This is a genomic window from Massilia sp. BGA-UO-ETr-WB1 (genome assembly GCF_059567845.1).
In genome coordinates this window covers 338,988-356,251 of the sequence record NZ_JCAQOT010000013.1, presented here as the reverse complement: position 1 = coordinate 356,251, position 17,264 = coordinate 338,988, and the positions used below count along the sequence as shown (strand labels likewise).

General features: G+C 69.5%; 12 protein-coding genes. 2 read left to right on the top strand and 10 right to left on the bottom strand.

Annotated features, from left to right (window positions below):
* Positions 1-4: 4 nt before the first annotated feature.
* The 3 genes from AC56DV_RS02975 to AC56DV_RS02965 are packed head-to-tail and all read right to left on the bottom strand — an operon-like array spanning position 5 to position 3,287.
* Complete coding sequence (locus AC56DV_RS02975) at positions 5-1,189, bottom strand: efflux RND transporter periplasmic adaptor subunit (protein ID WP_496312810.1); 1,185 nt, start codon at positions 1,187-1,189, stop codon at positions 5-7.
* Positions 1,189-2,622, bottom strand: coding sequence for an efflux transporter outer membrane subunit (locus AC56DV_RS02970; RefSeq protein ID WP_496312809.1), 1,434 nt, complete (start codon positions 2,620-2,622; stop codon positions 1,189-1,191). Before AC56DV_RS02970 ends, AC56DV_RS02975 begins: the two co-directional genes overlap by 1 nt.
* Positions 2,619-3,287 carry a DUF1956 domain-containing protein gene (locus AC56DV_RS02965; RefSeq protein WP_496312808.1) on the bottom strand — a complete coding sequence of 223 codons (669 nt, stop codon included), beginning with the start codon at positions 3,285-3,287 and terminating at the stop codon, positions 2,619-2,621. Before AC56DV_RS02965 ends, AC56DV_RS02970 begins: the two co-directional genes overlap by 4 nt.
* 179 nt (positions 3,288-3,466) lie before the next feature.
* Between AC56DV_RS02965 and AC56DV_RS02960 the strand changes: the two genes are divergently transcribed.
* Together AC56DV_RS02960 and AC56DV_RS02955 are read left to right on the top strand one after the other, a co-directional pair.
* On the top strand, positions 3,467-4,921 hold the full coding sequence (locus AC56DV_RS02960; RefSeq protein WP_496312807.1) for a DUF1800 domain-containing protein: 1,455 nt from the start codon (positions 3,467-3,469) through the stop codon (positions 4,919-4,921).
* A 23-nt stretch (positions 4,922-4,944) separates the two neighbouring features.
* The gene (locus AC56DV_RS02955; protein WP_496312806.1) at positions 4,945-6,177 is read left to right on the top strand and encodes a DUF1501 domain-containing protein; all 1,233 of its coding nucleotides are present in this window, start codon (positions 4,945-4,947) and stop codon (positions 6,175-6,177) included.
* Position 6,178: 1 nt separating this feature from the next.
* On the opposite strand, the gene AC56DV_RS02950 is transcribed toward AC56DV_RS02955, so the two are convergent.
* The 7 genes from AC56DV_RS02950 to AC56DV_RS02920 form a co-directional block, all read right to left on the bottom strand.
* Positions 6,179-8,158, bottom strand: coding sequence for a hypothetical protein (locus tag AC56DV_RS02950; protein WP_496312805.1), 1,980 nt, complete (start codon positions 8,156-8,158; stop codon positions 6,179-6,181).
* Positions 8,159-8,411: 253 nt separating this feature from the next.
* Positions 8,412-9,242 carry a response regulator gene (locus AC56DV_RS02945; RefSeq protein WP_496312804.1) on the bottom strand — a complete coding sequence of 277 codons (831 nt, stop codon included), beginning with the start codon at positions 9,240-9,242 and terminating at the stop codon, positions 8,412-8,414.
* 28 nt (positions 9,243-9,270) lie between these two features.
* Positions 9,271-10,623 (bottom strand): hybrid sensor histidine kinase/response regulator, encoded by a 1,353-nt coding sequence (locus AC56DV_RS02940; RefSeq protein ID WP_496312803.1) that lies wholly within the window; start codon positions 10,621-10,623, stop codon positions 9,271-9,273.
* Positions 10,624-10,737: 114 nt separating this feature from the next.
* On the bottom strand, positions 10,738-11,505 hold the full coding sequence (locus AC56DV_RS02935; protein ID WP_496312802.1) for a 2OG-Fe dioxygenase family protein: 768 nt from the start codon (positions 11,503-11,505) through the stop codon (positions 10,738-10,740).
* Positions 11,506-11,557: 52 nt separating this feature from the next.
* Positions 11,558-13,639 carry a TonB-dependent receptor gene (locus tag AC56DV_RS02930; protein ID WP_496312801.1) on the bottom strand — a complete coding sequence of 694 codons (2,082 nt, stop codon included), beginning with the start codon at positions 13,637-13,639 and terminating at the stop codon, positions 11,558-11,560.
* A 50-nt stretch (positions 13,640-13,689) separates the two neighbouring features.
* Complete coding sequence (locus AC56DV_RS02925; RefSeq protein ID WP_496312800.1) at positions 13,690-15,162, bottom strand: hypothetical protein; 1,473 nt, start codon at positions 15,160-15,162, stop codon at positions 13,690-13,692.
* 85 nt (positions 15,163-15,247) lie between these two features.
* Positions 15,248-17,134 (bottom strand): hybrid sensor histidine kinase/response regulator, encoded by a 1,887-nt coding sequence (locus AC56DV_RS02920; RefSeq protein ID WP_496312799.1) that lies wholly within the window; start codon positions 17,132-17,134, stop codon positions 15,248-15,250.
* Positions 17,135-17,264: the final 130 nt, after the last annotated feature.

Sequence of the window (17,264 nt, the reverse complement as noted above, 5' to 3'; positions counted from 1 at the left end):
CTCCTTACTTGGCCTTGGCCACTTTGCCTGCGGCCGGGCCGGGGGCCGGGGCAGGGACGATGGCTGCGACGTTGTTGACCAGGTCGCCGTCGTTGAGGAAGCCCGCGCCGCTCACCACCACCTGCGTGCCGGCGTCGATGCCGCCCAGGATCTCGATGCGGTCGGACAGGCGGCGGCCGGTTTGCACCTTGATGCGGCTGACGCGCTTGTCCGCGTTCAGGCGGAACACGTAGCTGAAGCCGTCGCGCACGGCCACGGCCTGCTGCGGCACGGTCATGGCGTCGGAGGCGCCCAGCTCGAAGCGGCCGCTGGCGAACATGCCGGCCTTGAAGGCGTTGGCCTCCGCGCCTTTCGGCGCCGGCAGGTCCACATACACCAGCGCGTAGCGGCTTTGCGGGTCGATGGTCGGCGCCACCATGCGCACCTTGCCGGTCAGCTCGGCGCCGTTGGCCGCTTTCACCACGGCGCCGGCGCCGGCCTTGATCTTGGGCAGGTCGGCCGCCGTCACTTCGGCGCGCCATTCCAGGCGGCCCTGGCGGATCATGCGGAACAGTTCCGTGCCGGCGGCCACCACCGAGCCTACCGTGGCGCTGCGGGCCGAGATGACGCCGCTGTCCGGCGCCACCACCCTGGTGTATTTCAGGCGCAGTTCCTGCGTCGCCAGCGCGGCCTTGGCGGAGGCGATGCGCGCCTTGCCGGTCTGCTCGGCGGTCATGTACTGGCTGATCTGCTGGGCGCTCAGCGCGCCGGTGGTTTCCAGCGTGCGGGCGCGCGCGGCGTTGGCTGCCGCCTCGGCGGCGTTGGCCTCCGCTTCCATGACGGCGGCGCGCGCCTGCGCCAGGTCGGCGTTGACGGTGTCGGCCGAGAAGGTGGCCAGCACGTCGCCCTTGCGCACCACGTCGCCCACGTTGACCTTCACGTCGGTCAGGCGCAGGCCGTTCGATTCGCTGCCGATGCTCGCTTCCTGCCAGGCGGTGACGTTGCCGTTGGCCGTCAGCGTGATGGGCAGGCGCGCGGCGGAGGGCTTGGCGGTGGTGACGGTGAGGGCGGCCTTGGGTGCATCCTTGGCGTCCTTGGCGTCCTTCTTGTCGTCGGCGGCTGCGGACAGCGGCGCGTGCAGGGCGAAGGCGGCCAGAAGGAGCAGAGCCAGTGGTTTGAGCGCGTATTTGTTCATGGTCTTGGAGTTCATTATTGGTTGTTCGTATTGGCTGGAGCGCTCCAGCCGCCGCCGGCGGCGCGGTACAGCGCCACCCAGGCGTTGCTGCGCTCCTGCTGCAGGTTGACCACCGTGTTCTCGGCGGCCAGGCGGCTGCGGCGCGCGTCTTCCAGCTCCAGCAGGCTGGCCAGGCCGTTCTTGTAGCGGTCTTCGGTGGCGGTGAAGGCCACGCGGTAGCCTTGCAGCGAAATCTCGGCGTCGCTGGCGCGTTCGCCGGTGCTGTTCAGCGTGACCATGGCCTGCTCCAGTTCGGCCACGGCCCGGCGCACGCTGCCCCGGTACTGGCTGACGGCCAGTTCGTAGCGCGCTTGCGCGGCGTCCACGTTGGCGCGCCGGCGGCCGGCGTCGAACACCGGCACCGAGATCGCCAGCGGCCCCACGGTCCAGGTGTCGAGCTGGGTGTTCTCGCCCGCGCTGCGGAAGTTGGCCGCGCCCACGGAGCCGGACAGCGACAGGCGCGGATAGCGCTGCGCCTGCGCGCCGCGCACTTCGAAGCTGGCCGCCGCCACTTCCTGTTCGGCGGTGTAGACGTCCGGCCGCTGGCTCAGGGTTTGCGCGGGCAGGGCGGCGATGGCGATGGCCGGCGCAGGCGCGGTTGCCGTTGCGGCGGCGGGAGCGGTGGCCGCCAGTTTTGCGCGCAGTTCCGGTTCGGCGATGGCCGTCAGCGCCACCAGCGACTTCACGCCGATGTCGCAGGCGGCGCGCTGGGCGCTGGCGCGGTTGCGGCCGTCGGCTGCGCTGGCGCGCGCCAGCGCGGCGTCCGCCGGCGGCACGAAGCCGGCCTTGCTGCTCAGTTCCGTCAGGCGCGCGCTGTAGGCGCGCGAGCCGGCGTCCTGCGTGGCCACCAGCAGCAGCTTTTCGCAGGCGCGCAGGCCGTAGTACTGGTTGGCCGTCTCGGCCGCCACCGACACGCGCGCTTCGTGCCAGCCGGCGCTGGCGCTGTTGAAGCGGGCTTCGGCCGCGTTGCGGGCGGCGCGGCCGGCGCCGAACACGTCGATCTCCCACGACGCCTGCAGCGCCGCCTGGCTGGTGGTGCCGGTGGGGATGGACGACTGCTGGTTCTGGCGCGCCACGCTGCCGGCCAGGTCCAGCGTGGGCGCCAGCGCGGCGCCGGCCGCCACGCGTTCGGCGCGCGACTGGGCGATGCGGGAACGGGCCGAGGCCAGCGTGGGACTGGCCGCTTGGGCTGCGTCGATCAGCTGCACCAGCAGCGGGTCGCCCTGGCTCTGCCACCAGTTGTTCAGATCGGTGAGGCTGCCGTTGTGCGGCAGCGGCGCCTGCCACTGCTGCGGCGCGGACGGGTCCACCTTGGCGGGCGGCGCGGTCAGGGCGCAGCCGCCGAGCGACAGCGCCATCGCCACTGCCACTGCCATCGCCCGCACGGGTTGGTGCTGGTTTTTCTTCATGCTGTTTTTTCCTTGATGCGGATTTTTTCTGCTTCTATCAATGCCGTGGCGTAGTCGCTCAGGCGGGCGGTCCAGGTGGCGATGGCTTCCGGTCCGGCCATCAGTTGCGGCCTGATGGTCTTTACTACATCGCCTGCCATCATCAGCATCAGCGCCATGGAGGCGATGCTGAAGGCGAGGCGGTGGGTTTCGTCGTCCGGCGCGGGCTGGCCGAGGTGGCGCGCCAGCACGCGGCTGAAGGCGTCCTGCTCGGGGCGGATGCCGTTTTCAATTTCGTTGGCCCAGATGCCGGTTGGCTCCAGCATTTCGCGGAACCACAGGCGCATGCAGGTCTCCATCATGTCGCCTTCCAGCAGCGGCGCCAGCATCTGCTGGAAGAAGCCTTCCAGCGATTGGCGCAACGTGAAGTGGGGCTGGTCGAACATGGCGATGTTGTCCGCCGGGGCGGGCGACATGGCGGTGAAGGCGGCCTTGTACAGGCCGGCCTTGTCGCCGAAGTAGTAGCTGATGGCGGCCACGTTGACGCCCGCCGCCAGCGCGATTTCGCGGGTGGAGGCGCGCGAGTAGCCCTGTTCGGCGAACAGGCGCATGGAGGCCAGCAGCAGGCGCTCGCGTGATTGTTCACCGTCGGCGCGGGATTTTTTGGGCTTGGCTTTTTCGTTCATCGTGCCATTTAATCACAGAATTTAAACAATTGATATAACTTAATCGATCGTTTGATTAAGTTACGGATTGCTCGTGACGATTGCCTGTAACAATTGCTTACACGCGATACACGGCGGTGTGGCCGCGCCCTCCGGCCTGGTATAAAGTCATGGCTATAACGACATCAAAGAGGCCAAACATGAGAGCAGCGCGCTGGTTTGCACCGATGATAGTGGCGGCGGCCTCGCTGCTGGCCCAGGCGGCCCAGGCTGCCTCGGCAGCACCGGCGGCTCCCCTCAGCGGCGAGGCGGCCGCCCTGCATGTGCTGAACCGGCTGGCTTACGGCCCGGCCCCGGGCGACATCGAGCGGGTGACGCAGATGGGCGTGGCGCGCTACATCGACAGCCAGCTCTATCCCGAGTCGCTGGAGCTGCCCGCCGCGCTGACCGAGCGCCTGGCGGGGCTGGACACGGTGCAGCGCAGCAGCGGCGAAGTGCTGGGCGATTTCCTGGCCGTGCGCGACATGGTGAAGGATGAAACCGAGGACGCCAAAGCCATGCGGCGCGAGGTGCTGGCCCGCATCGCCACCCAGACCGCCGAGGCGCGCATCGCGCGCGCCGTGGCCAGTCCGCGCCAGCTGGAAGAGGTGATGGTGGATTTCTGGTTCAACCATTTCAACGTCTTCTCCGGCAAGGGCCAGGTGCGGCCGCTGGTGGCCAGCTATGAGCGCGACGCGATCCGCCCCTATGTGTTCGGCTCCTTCCGCGACATGCTGGGCGCCACCGCCAAGCATCCGGCCATGCTGTACTACCTGGACAACTACCTGTCCAAGGCCGGCGGCGTGAACGAGAACTACGCCCGCGAGCTGATGGAGCTGCACACGCTGGGCGTGGACAAGGGCTATACGCAGAAGGACGTGACCGAGCTGGCGCGCATGCTCACCGGCTGGACCTTTGCGCCGCGCCAGGTGGTGGCGCGCAACGAGACCTTCCGCTTCGATCCCAAGCGCCACGACAAGGGCGACAAGCAGTGGCTGGGCCGCGTGGTCAAACCGCAGGGGCAGGCCGAGGGCGAGTACGCGCTGGACGTGCTGGCCGTGCATCCGGCCACGGCGCGCCACATCAGCTACAAGCTGGCGCAGTACTTCGTGGCGGACCAGCCGCCGCCCGCGCTGGTGGAGCGCATGGCGCAGACCTGGCTGGCCAGCCAGGGCGATATCCGCGCCGTGCTGAAGACGCTGTTTGCCAGCGGCGAGTTCATGGCGCCCGAGGCGCAGGGCGCCAAGTTCAAGACGCCGTACCAGTTCGTGATCTCGGCCGCGCGCGCCGGGTACGGAGGCAGCGCGGGCGGCGGTGCGGCGCCGCTGCCGGAGGTGAAGCCGGTGATGGGCGCGCTGGACCGCCTGGGCATGCCGCTGTACGGCTGCCAGACGCCGGACGGCTACAAGAACACGCAGGCGGCCTGGCTCAACCCGGATGCGCTGAGCCGGCGCATCGGCTACGCGGCCAGCATGGCGCAGGGCATGGACGCGGCGCAGCTGCAGGCGGCGCTGGGCGGCTCGCTGTCGGCGCGTACGCGGGACATCGTCGCCGCCAGTCCGCAAAAGATACGCACTGCCATGCTGCTGGGCAGTCCCGATTTCATGCAGCGCTAGACCCTTGAACCGGAGAGCCAACCATGCAACGCAGAGACTTCCTCAACGCCTTGGCCGCCGGCGCCGGGCTGACGATACCACTGGGCCGCCAGGCCTGGGCCGCCACGGCGGCGGGCGGCGTCACCGGCCGCAAGCTGGTGGTGGTCATGCTGCGCGGCGCGGTGGACGGCCTGAACGTGGTGGCGCCGGTCGGCGACGCGAACTACGCGCAGCTGCGTCCCACCATCGCACTGGCCGCGCCGGACAGGGAGCACGGCGCGCTGGACCTGGACGGCTACTTCGCGCTGCACCCGGCGCTGGCGCCGCTGATGCCGCTGTGGCGCGAGAAGAAGCTGGCGTTCGTGCACGCCAGCGGTTCGCCGGACGCCACCCGTTCCCACTTCGACGCGCAGGACTACATGGAGTCCGCCACGCCCGGCGTGAAGAGCACCCCGGACGGCTGGATGAACCGGCTGGTGGCAGCCTTGCCCGGCACTTCCACGCCCACGCGCGCGGTCAGCGTGGGGCCGACCATGCCGCGCATCCTGAGCGGACCGGCGCCGGCCATCAATATCGCCAACGGCGCGGCGGCGGGCAAGCCGGGCGCGCTGGACCGGCCGGTGCTGGCGGCGGCCTTCGACCAGCTCTACATGGGCCACGAGCGCTTCGGCAAGGCTTACCAGGAAGGGCGCGAGGCGCACAAGGAAGTGATGGCGGCGACCATGGCCGAGGCGGTGGTGGCCGACGGCGGCGCGCCGCTGCCGTACGGCTTCCCGGACGACGCGGCGCGGCTGGCGGTGCTGATGCGCAACGAGCCCAATGTGCAGCTGGCCTTCTTCGCGCTGGGCGGCTGGGATACGCACGCCAACCAGGGCGCGGCCACCGGGCAGCTGGCCAACCGCCTGGCGCCGCTGGCGCAGGGGCTGGCGTTGCTGGCGCAGAGACTGGGTCCGATCTTCGACGACACCACCATCGTCGTGATGTCCGAGTTCGGGCGCACCGCGCGCGAGAACGGCAACGGCGGCACGGACCACGGGCATGGCAATGCGATGTGGGTGCTGGGCGGCGGCGTGGCCGGCGGCAAGGTGCTGGGCGACTGGCAGGGCGTGGGCGACGCCCAGCTCAACGAGGGCCGCGACCTGCCGGTGACGACCGATTTCCGCGCCGTGCTGGCGCATGTCGCCGAGCGCCATCTGCGGCTGGGCGACAGGCAGCTGGCGCAGGTGTTCCCGCGCATGCCGGCCATGCCGTCCGGCTTCCGCCTGCTGCGCGCCTAGGCTACAGGCGCGGCGTGAGCTTCATCACGGGGCGCGGCCGGTACATCCTTTGCTCCACGCTGGCGCCGGAGGCGTCGATATGCGCGCCCATGGCGGCGAGATCGGCCAGCAGCTCGCTGGCCAGCGCCTTTTCCGGCGTATTCAGGCGGCTGCGGCCGGCCGCTTGCCGCCAGCGTTCCGCCGCGCCTGGCGCGCTGGCCTGGCGCGCCAGGTGTTCCAGGTTGCCCAGCACCGACAGCACCTGCACCTGCTCGTGATTGTCCCAGCCGTTGCCGCCGGCCTGCGGGTGGAAGCGCCGGTACAGCATCTCGGCCGCGCAGGCGCCCGCTTCGCTCAGGCGCTCCACCGCTTCCTTCGGCATGTTGAGATTGAGCCCGCCTTCGCCGGGCCGCAAACTGATCTGGACGATGCGGTCGCGGTAGCCGGGGTAGGGGAACAGGATCTCGTCGCGCCAGCTCTGCATGGTGGCGAAGATGTTGGCCAGGAAGCGGAACACGCCGGCCGGCGTGGCGTCGCTGGACGGCGCCCAGTAGCGCTGCATGCCGCGGCTGTTGTCGTCCGGCAGATAGACGCGGCCATCGAGGCCGCACTGGGCCGCGTCTTCGATCGGGTACTTGGGATGCGCTTCCTTCAGGTTGATGGCGAAGGTGGGGTGCTCGGGCAGCAGGGTGTCGAAGAAGTGCAGCGGCATATTGCTGGAGATGCCGCCGTCCGAGAACCACACTCGCTTCAGCTTGCCGTCGTCGGTGAAATCGCGCGCGTACAGGGGCACGGCGGACAGCAGCAGCGGGAAGCTCAGGCTCATGCGCACCGCCACCACCACCGGCAGGTGGGCGTTGGTGGCCAGGCGCACCAGCTGGCTGCCGTCCGGCGCGGTGACGGCGTCTTCCAGCGGCGGCACCGGCGCCTGCTGCAGCAGCCAGTCCATCACGTTTTGCGGGAACAGGTGCGACCATTCGCCGGGATGGAAGTAGAAGGCGCCGGCGTTGTCGCGGAACGGCAGCGCGTAGGGCATTTGCTGGCTGAGCGCCGTGGTGACCACTTCCAGGTTGATGGCGCGCTGGCCGGGCGCCTGCTCGTCCTGCGGGCCCCACAGGTCGCCGAAGGTGAGCGGGCGGCCGGGCGGCAGGCCGGCCAGCTGGTTCAGGTAGGCGGTCAGCCAGTCGGTGAGCGCGGCGACGGATTCGCTGCCGGTGCTGCGGCCGCTGCAGATGCCGTAGAAGTTCAGGTGCAGGCCGCGCAGCAGGGCGCTGCCCCAGCGCCACAGGCCGACGCCGAAGCCGCACGCAATGCACAGCGGCGCCAGCAGCAGGAAGGGGATCTGCACGCCGATGTTGAGCGGCCCGGCGTGGGCGGGCAGGCCGGAGATGGCGGCTGCCAGCACCAGCATGCCGGCCGCCGCCGCGCACAGCGCTTCGGCGGCCAGGCGCAGCTGCGGCGGGGACAGGCCGGCCAGCTTGCCGGGGACGGTGAAGGCGGGCAGCAGCGCGAAGGCGCGGTGGGTGAGCCAGGCGGCGCCGGCGGCGGTGCCCAGTATGGCCAGCGTGGTGGCGGCGCTGCGCAGCAGCGTGAGGTGGGTGGCCAGCATGACCAGCGGCGCGATCAGCAGCAGCGCGGCGGCCAGCACGGTCTGCCAGTGGATCAGCGCGGCGGCCAAGGACAGCGCGGCGCGCGGCTTGTCCTGCGCGGCGATGTAGCCCATGGCCTGCTCGAAGTGGCTGTGCAGCGCGGCGGTGGGCTGGAACAGGCGCGCCAGCCGCGAGCGGCCGTGCTCCTGCGCCTGCAGCTCTTCCGGCAGCCCGGCCAGGGTGGCGAAGGCGGCCGGCTGGCGCCCGCTCTGGCGGCCGCATTCGGCGGCGGCGCAGGCTGCGGCGGCGATCGCGCCGGCCGAGGTGCCGCCGATGTTCTTGAAAGCGTAGCCGCGCGCCAGCCGCGCGATCAGCTTGGGGTAGACGATGCCGCTGGAGATGCCGCCCTTCATGACAAGGTCGCACAGCGGCAGCGCTGCGGGGGCCGGCGGCGAATGCGGAGGGGCCGGCTGTTCTGCGTTACTGCTGTCTGTGTTGCTGATTTTGTGCTCCTTTTACTAAAATCCGGACAAAAAAAAGCCCGCGTCTGGCGCGGGCTGAATCCAATGTTCGGAGAACGGTTGGAGGAGACAGTTCCACTATAGGCGCGTTTTTGTTGCGGTGCAATACCGTATAAATACGATGTCTAACTATCCACTATGGCAGTTACGCCAGGGCCGCGCCTGTGCCAGCCTTCATGCATTCTTCCAGCGCACCGGCCAGCTGCAGCGGCTCCAGCGGGTGCGCCAGCACCCGGGCCGGGACCGCGCCGGGCGGCAGCAGGCCGTCCAGCGCGTCGCCTTCGGCGGAGGTGATCAGCACCAGCGGCAGGGCGGCCCACTCGGCGCGGTGGCGTTCCAGTACGCCCGGCAGGAAAGCCGTGTGGCGGCTTTGCGTGGTGTCCGCGTCGCACAGCAGCAGGTCGAATTGCTGCTGCGCGCAATGGGCCGCCTGCTCCGCGTCGGCCGCCACCGTCAGCCCATAGCCGTAATGCATCAGGATGCTGGCCACCAGGCCGCCGCCGTCGGGCGCGGCGTCCAGCAGCAGCACGCGGGCGCGCGGCGCGTCCGCCGCCGGCTGTTCCGCATCTTCCGCGTCGCCCGCCGCGGGCGGGGGCTGGCCGCGCAGCGCCGCCGGCAGGAAGCCTTCTATCGATGGAATCAGCGTGTCCGGCTCGAGCGATTTGGGCAGATGGCCGTCGAAACCGGCCGCGCGCAGGGCGGCGCCGCCGTCGGACACCGGCAGCGCGCTGGCGGCCAGCACCGGAATGGCGGCGGTGGCCGGGTCGCCCTTGAGCAGGGCCACCACGCCGTAGCCGTCCAGCCGGGGCAGGTGGATGTCGCAGATGATCAGGTCGGGCTGCAGTTCGCGCGCCGCCACCACGCCCTGCAGGCCGTCGTAGGCGCTCAGCGGGGTATGGCCGAAGGCGGCCAGCAAATAGCACATCAGGTCCATATTGGCCTGGTTGTCTTCCACGATAAGGACGCGCGCTGCCATACCGCTCCCTGCTGCCCGGGTGGGCGGTTTATTTTTTGCTCTTCATCGCCAGCGTGAAGGTGCTGCCGTGTCCGAAATCGCTGCTGAAAAACAGCGAGCCGCCGATCAGGTTGGCCAGGTTCTGGCACAGGTACAGGCCCAGGCCCGCGCCTTCGGCGTGGCGGGTGGAGGTCGAGTCCAGCTGCGAGAAGGCCTGGAACAGCTTGGCCTGGTCTTCCTCGCGGATGCCGGCGCCGCTGTCGGCCACGGCGAACTCGGTCACCACGCCGCCGGCGTCGGTGCGCTGGCTGAGCGTGATGCGCACCGTGCCCTTCTCGGTGAACTTGATGGCGTTGTTGGCCAGGTTGATCAGGATCTGCGTCAGCGCGCGGCGGTCGGTGTCCAGCGTGACCGGCTGCGGCGCCAGTTCCACTTCCAGCGCCAGGCCTTTTTGCTGAGCCAGCGGGCGCAGCGTGTCGGCCACTTCGGCGATCAGGTCCTGGCACTGGATGGACTCGACCGACAGGGTGACCTTGCCGGCTTCGATCTTGGCCACGTCCAGGATGTCGTTGATCAGCGAGAGCAGGTGGCGCGCGCTGTTGCGGATGGTGTTGAGCTGCTTGTCCTGCTCCCCGGTCAGCGGACCGGGCAGCTTCATCAGCAGCGCGCCGGTGAAGCCGATGATGGCGTTCAGCGGCGTGCGCAGCTCGTGCGACATGTTGGCGATGAAGGCCGACTTCATGCGGCTCGCCTCGGCCAGCTCCAGGTTCTTCAGCGCGATTTCGCGGTTGATGGTTTCCAGCTCGCCCGCGTGGTGCGCCAGGCGCATATTCAGCTCGATCACCTGGCGCTCGCGCGCCTGCAGCTCGCTGTTGACCTGCACCGCCTGCTCGTAGGTGGAGATCAGCAGGTCGAGGATCTGCTGGCGCTCGGCGTTGATGAAGTGCTTCTGGTCGCCCAGGTACAGCGCGATGCCCACTTCCATGTTCTGGTTGCGGCGCAGCTTCTGGTTCACCAGCATGTGGCCGATGCGGTTCAGCAGGTAGTCCTCGGCGTAGGGCTTGCGGATGAAATTGTCCGCGCCGCACTCGATGCCCTTGATGATGTCCTTCGGATCGGTCAGCGAAGTCACCAGGATGACCGGGATGTCGCGCAGCGCGCCGTCGGTCTTGACGGCGCGGCACAGCTCATAGCCGTCCATTTCCGGCATCACGATATCGGACAGCACCAGGTGCGGTTTGCGCTCGCGGATCGCTTCCAGCGCCAGGCGGCCGTTGCCGGCCACGCGCGCTTTGTAGCGCACCGACTGGATCAGGCGGCGCAGGCGCTCGGCTTGGGTCGGGCTATCCTCGACGATGAGGATCTCGATTTCATCCGGTTCGATCTCGTAGCTGGAGTCCACGGACTGCCTCCAAAAATTGTTTTTCAAGCGCTGCTGACTCTGAGGTAACTATAAAGGATTTAACTATCAAACTGGGAATTTTCATTCCCAGTGGTGCGCACGGCACCCCTGCGGCTAGGGCTGGGCGCCCTGGAACTGGCCGGCGCGGTAGGTCAGCACCAGGGTGTCGCGGTGGCTGGACGACCCGCTGTCCTGCCGGCCGGGCTGCCCCAGCGGCTGGATCGGGGTCGATTCGTGGATGACAGCGGCGTCGTCCAGCAGCAGCATGGTCCACGGTTCGGTCATGGTGAAGCGCTTGCCGTTCGGGCCGTCGGCTTCAAAGATGCGAGTTTCCCCGCCCTTGATGCCGTGGCGGCCCACCAGCAGCACGGCCACGTAGTCCACGCCGTCGCGGTGCGCCCCTTCCGGGGTGGGGCGGCCGATGCCGTCGGCGGTGTCGATGCGGAACTGGTGCGCCTCGATGCACCAGGGCTTGGCGTGGCCGGTGCGCGCGGCCGAGCAGGCGTCGCCCACGGCGGCCAGCAGCCGGCGCCAGGCCGGCTGCGCCACCGTGTCCGGCTCCATCGGCTCGAACAGGCGGTGCATGCCGCCGTGCAGCGCGTTGTATTCGAGCGGCTGCCAGTGGGCGCGGTGTGCGGTCTGCGTCAGCGCGCCGTCCTGCTGGATGAAGCAGGAATGGCGGCGGCGCCGGTAACGGCCGCCGTCCTTCAGGTAGTTGTCCAGCTCCAGCCGGTCCCAGCTCGGGATCAGGGCGTTCAGCGCCTCCAGCGTGGTGCCGGCCAGCGCGGCCACGTCTTCGGGATGCAGCAGGGCGTAGCCTTCGCTGCGCAGCGCTTCGGTCACGCGCTCGGGCGCGGTGTAAATCGGGGCGTAAGTCGTCATTGGAGCACTAGGTGGTCATCTGTTCGTCTGGTGGTCATCTATTCTACGACGATCAGAAACTCTGCGTGAGCATCAGCCGGAAGGAGCGCGATTCGATCGGGTGGAAATGGACGTCGTCCACCGGCTGCGTTTCGCCCTTGAGCTGGGAGGCATAGTAGTAATCGATGGCGGACACGCGGCGGTTGGCCAGGTTGAACGCTTCCAGCTCCAGCTGCAGGCCGCCGGCGAACTTGTAGCCGATGCGGCCATTGAGCGTCTGGCTGGCGCGCGAACGCACGCTGTTGTCCTCAGTGAGGGGGCGCGGACCGAAGTGGCGCAGGCGCAGCGCGCCGGACCAGGGCCCCAGCTTGTCCACCGTGAGCGCCAGCTGGGCCACCCCTTCCACCGCGCCGGGAAGGTAGGCCGCGCCGGCCGCGCGGGCTTGCGCGCCACGGCTGCGGGCGCGCGCGAAGGCGATGTCGGCGTCCACGCTGAGCCACTTGAAGGGCTTGTAATAGTTGGAGAACTCGACGCCGTAGCGGCGGCTCGGCTCTCCCGCCTCGGTGGCGCCGGCGTCGCCCACGTAGCTGAGCTCCGAGTCGAAATCCAGCCGGTACAGGGACAGCGAGGATTGCAGGCGCGGCAGCCATTCGCTGCGCACGCCCAGTTCCATGCCGCGCGAGCGCACCAGCGGCGAATTTGCCGACCCTTCGGCCGCCACCGCGCCGCGCGCGTCGTTGCTGTGGAAGCCGGTGCCGGCGTTGGCATACAACTCGGTGCGCGCCCAGGGGCCGAGGACGGCGCTCAGGCTGGGGCTGAGCAGGCGGTCGCTGGCGCGCGCTGCGGGGTGCGCCAGCGCGGAGGCGCTGCCCGGCTGCGTGGGCCGCACGTCGAAGCGGTAGCCGTCGGCGCGCAGGCCGGCCGTGGTGCGCAGCAGCGGCGACCAGCGCGTGCTGTTCTCCACGTACAGGCCCAGGCTGGATTCGACGATATGGTCGGCGCGGGTGGCGGCGACTGGGTGAACAGCCCGGCGCGCCACTGTCTTGTATAAGCCGTTGAAGATATTGTCGTGCTGGAGCTGCAGGCCGGCGCGCGTGATGGAGCTGATCTCGCCCAGGTGCGCATGCCAGGCATAGGTGGCGTCCACGCCGCTGGTGACGCGGCGGTCCGGCTGCGCGAACTGGTCGCCGTTCACCGGGTCGTCCATGAAGTAGGTGAAGTTCGAGTACAGGTCCAGCTTGTTGGCGATGAGGTAGGCGCTGATCTTGGCGGCGCTGTCCTCGCCGCTGCGCTGCCAGGCGCCGGACAGGCTGTAGCGGTGCGCCTTGCCGCCGTCGCTGTTGTCGATGCCGTCGTAGCGGCCCAGCAGGCCTTGCTGCACGGCGCGCAGCGGGATCTGGTCGGTGGCGTTCCAGTCCGCGCTGTAGGCCATCGCGGTGAGATTGAAGCCGTTGTTGGCATAGCCCCGGCTGTAGCGCAGCACGGCGTTGAGCTTGTTGTGATCGTCGCCGCGCGTGTAGGGGCCGTCGTTGTGCATCGCCTCCAGCGCGTACAGCACGGCGCCGTTGCGGGCTTGGTCCACCTCGACAGAGTCCGCCAGCAGCGCGCGGCGGTAGCCGTTCTGGCCCGCGCCGGCGCTGGCCACGCCGCGCACCAGGCGGTTGGCGTAGACGATGGACGCGGCGCCGGCCGAAGCGAAGTCGCCTTCCTCGGCGGAGTAGGGGCCCTTCTTGTAGTCGAGGCGCGCGGCCAGTTCCGGGATCAGGAAGTTGAGGTCGGTCCAGCCTTGGCCGTGGGCGTGGCTGCGCTGGTTGACCGGCATGCCGTCCACGGTGGTGCGCAGGTCGGTGCCGTGGTCCAGGTTGAAGCCGCGCAGGTAGAACTGGTTGGCCTTGCCCTCGCCGCTGTGCTGGCTGACGATCAGGCCGGGTGTGGCCTCCAGCAGTTCGCCGGGGCGGTAGGTGGTGCGCGCGGCCAGCTGCTGCTGCGCCACGCTGCCGTCGCCGGCCGCGTCGGCGACGCCGAGCTGGCTGGCGCGCGAGCCGTCGATCAGCACGCGCTGCATCAGCGAGTCGTCGGCGTGGGAGGAGGATGAGGCCAGCAGAGAGCACAGCGCGGCAGCCAGCGCGAACGGGGTGGGGCGGAATATCGGCATGGCGGGCAGTATAGCGGCAGCCGCCACGGCGCGCATCCCCGGCGGCGATGCTATGGCGGGACGTCCGGCTGGACGGGTTTCAGGGCGTGTTCCAGGTCGGGCTGGTCGAGCCGGGTCACGTAGGGCCAGGGCGTGCCGTTGATGTCGATGAAGTTGCGCGCGTCGTCGCGGTAGCGGGGGCTGGGCTGGAAGGCCCGTTCCAGCTCGAACAGCGGCGTGGCTGCGCCGGCCAGCAGCAGCGCCAGCAGCGCGCCCAGCAGGCCCTTGCGCGCGGGGCGGTGCGGGCCGGGCCGCTCCAGCGCGGCGATGGCCGACATCATCAGGATGGTCAGCGCCGGGATGGCGGCCTGCATCGCCAGCTGGTTGCCGGGGCCGAAGCGGAACAGGGGCAGCAGCGCCAGTTCCAGCAGCGCCAGGGCGAGCAGCGCGGAACGCTGGCCCAGGGCCAGCAGCACCAGCGCCAGCAGGCCCCATTCGAGGGCGCTGAACAGTGCGTACCGGATGTACGCGCTGTGATGCGTGCCTGCGGCGGCCAGGTCCGCTTCGGGCAGCACCTCGAACGGGCCCAGTTCGCCGGCGGTGAGGAAGCGCGCCAGGATGATCAGGGCCGGCACCACGGCCCAGACGGCCGCGCCGCCCAATTCCCCCTCCACGGCGGGCCCGGGCAGGCGGCGCGCCACGCTCCAGGCCAGCAGCGGCGCGGCGCCCAGCGCCATCAGCGGCGACCAGCACACGGCGCCCAGCAGCAGCAGCGCGGCGGCGGGCGCGTTCAGGCCTTGCGCGCGGTGGCGCCAGACCAGCAGGGCCAGCAGCCAGGCCGGCAGCGCGTGGTTGGGCACCCAGAACAGCAGCGTGGTTTGCGAGGCGTAGCGGTACGCGCCGGCCCAGGTTTCCAGATGCTGCGCATAGGCCGGCAGGCCGGGCTGGCTCAGCAGCCAGCCGGCCAGGTCCATGCCGCTGAACAGCACGGCCACCGCCATGGCCAGCATCCAGCCGTTCTGCCGGCGCGCGCTGTTGGCGCCCGCTAGCAGCGCCAGGAACAGCGCGGTGCCGCCCGCGGTCCACAACCACAGGGCCAGGCGGGCGCCGTCCAGATTGCTGAGTTTGCCGACCAGCGCAGGCGGCAGGTAGTAGCCCAGCGGGGCGCGCAGCAGCAGCGGCGCGCCGTCCCCGCCGCCGTAGGCCACCGGCCACGGCAGCGCCACCAGGTCGCGCAGCAGCGCCATGCGGGGCAGCCAGCCGTCGTTCAGGTGCAGGCCGCCGGCCAGGCCGCCGAGGATGGTCCACATGACGGCCACCGCCACCACGGCGGCCCGTTCGGACCGCGCCAGGCCGGGCACGCCGCGCCGCCGGTCGCGCCAGCACGGCCATACCGTGAGCGCCAGCGGCACGCAGGCGGCCAGCGCATAGGGCAGCCACAGCCAGCCGAACAGGAAGATCGGCAGCGGCAGGCACAGGTAGGCGATCGCCAGCAGTTCCAGCCGGTCCAGCTGGCGCTGCGGATTGGGCGGCGGAATGGGCATGCGCCGTCTCCCTTCATCGGTATCGATGGGATTACCATATCGCAAATCTTCTGCGATAGCAATTAGGCAATTTACCGCGCCGCGCCTAGCGCAGCTTCTTGATGATGTCCGACAGGCGGAACGGCTTGGCCACAAAGTCGAACTGGCCGATCTCGTCCTTCTGTTCGGAGAGGATGGACGCCAGGTAGCCGGACGCGAGGATGATCTTCATGTCCGGCCGCAGCGCGCGCGCGTTCCTGGCCAGTTCCACGCCGGTCATGCCGGGCATGACCACGTCGCTGAACAGGATGCTCAGCTCGGGTGTGCGCTGCAGGATGTCGAGCGCCTCGCTGCCGTTGTTGGCCGACAGCACGTCGTAGCCCAGGCTGATGAACAGCTGGGCGGTGATGTCGAGCACTTCGGCCTGGTCGTCCACCACCAGCACTTTTTCGGCCGCTTCGCGGTGCGCCGCGCTGTCGGCGCCGCTGCCGGCGCCCAGGGCCGGGAACAGCATCATGATGTCGGTGCCCTGGCCCGGCTGCGACACGATGCGCAGCTCGCCGTTGGCCTGCTGCACCGCCCCGTACACCTGGCTGAGTCCCAGGCCGGTGCCTTTGCCCACTTCCTTGGTGGTGAAGAACGGCTCCACCGCGCGGCTGGCCACCTCGGGCGTCATGCCGCAGCCGCTGTCGCGCACGCTCAGGCACACGTAGTCGCCGGCGTCCGGCAGCGTGACCAGGCTGGTCGAAATGACGATGGCGCCGCTCTCGCCGATGGCGTCGCGCGCGTTGACCACCAGGTTGAGGATGGCCGATTCCAGCTGCGGCACATCGGCCTCGATCTCGGGCAGGCCGGGCGCCAGCGCCAGTTCCAGCCGCATCGAGCTCTTGACGGCGCGCCGCAGCACGGCCTCGAAGGAATCGATGATGCGGTTGACGCGCACGCGTTCAGGCTTGAACGGCTGCTTGCGGGCGAAGGTGAGCAACTGCTGGGTGAGCGTGGCGCCGCGGTTGGTGGCGCGCGCCATGCTGTCGATAGTCTTCATCTGCAGCGCGCGGTCGGCGGTGCTGCGCAGGATGTCGAGGCCGTTGGTGATCACGTTGAGCAGGTTGTTGAAGTCGTGCGCGATGCCGCCGGTCAACTGGCCGATCGATTCCAGCTTCTGCGACTGGAACAGCGCTTCCTTGGTGCGCGCCAGCGCCTCCTCGGCGGTGCGGCGTTCGGTGACGTCGCGCGTCACCTTGGCGTAGCCGATCAGCTCGCCCATCGAGTCGGTGATCGGGTCGATCACCACGTGCGCCCAGAAGCGGGTGCCGTCCTTGCGCACGCGCCATCCTTCGCGCTCGAAGCGGCCGTCGCGCCGCGCGGTGGCCAGCGCGTACATGGGCATGCCCACGGCCCGGTCTTCCTCGGTGTAGAAGCGCTCGAAATGGGTGCCCACCACCTCGTCCGAATCGTAGCCCTTGATGCGGCGCGCGCCCTCGTTCCAGTTGGTGACCACGCCTTCCGGCGACAGCATGTAGATCGCGTAGTCGGTCACGCCCTGCACCAGCAGGCGGAAGCGTTCCTCGCTGGCGTGCAGCGCTTCCTGCTCCTGGCGGCGCGCCGTGATGTCGCGCGTGATCTTGGCGTAGCCGAGCAGCACGCCGTGCTGGTCGCGGATCGGGTCGAGCACCACGCTGGCCCAGAAGCGGCTGCCGTCTTTGCGGATGCGCCAGCCTTCGTCCTCGAAGCGGCCGGCGTCGCGCGCCACCGCCAGCGCCCTGGCGGGCCTTCCTGCAGCGCGGTCCTCTGCCGAGTAGAAACGCGAGAAATGCTGGCCGAGGATTTCGTGTTCCTGGTAGCCCTTGAAGCGCTGCGCGCCGGCATTCCAGCTGGTCACGATGCCTTCAGGCGACAGCGTATAGATGGCGTAGTCGGTGACGCTGGAAATAAACAGCCGCAAACGCTCGGCCTCGACGGCGCTGGTTGGGCTGGGACTCGTTACGCTCATTTACATGTTCCGTCTGCGCGGTGCGCGTTATGGACAGATTGCCAAGATGAACCCATTGTAAGGTGGAAGCGCCCGGCTTGAATAGCGGCGCTAGTTGTGCAGTGTTGTCCAGGACATCGAAGGGCTGTCC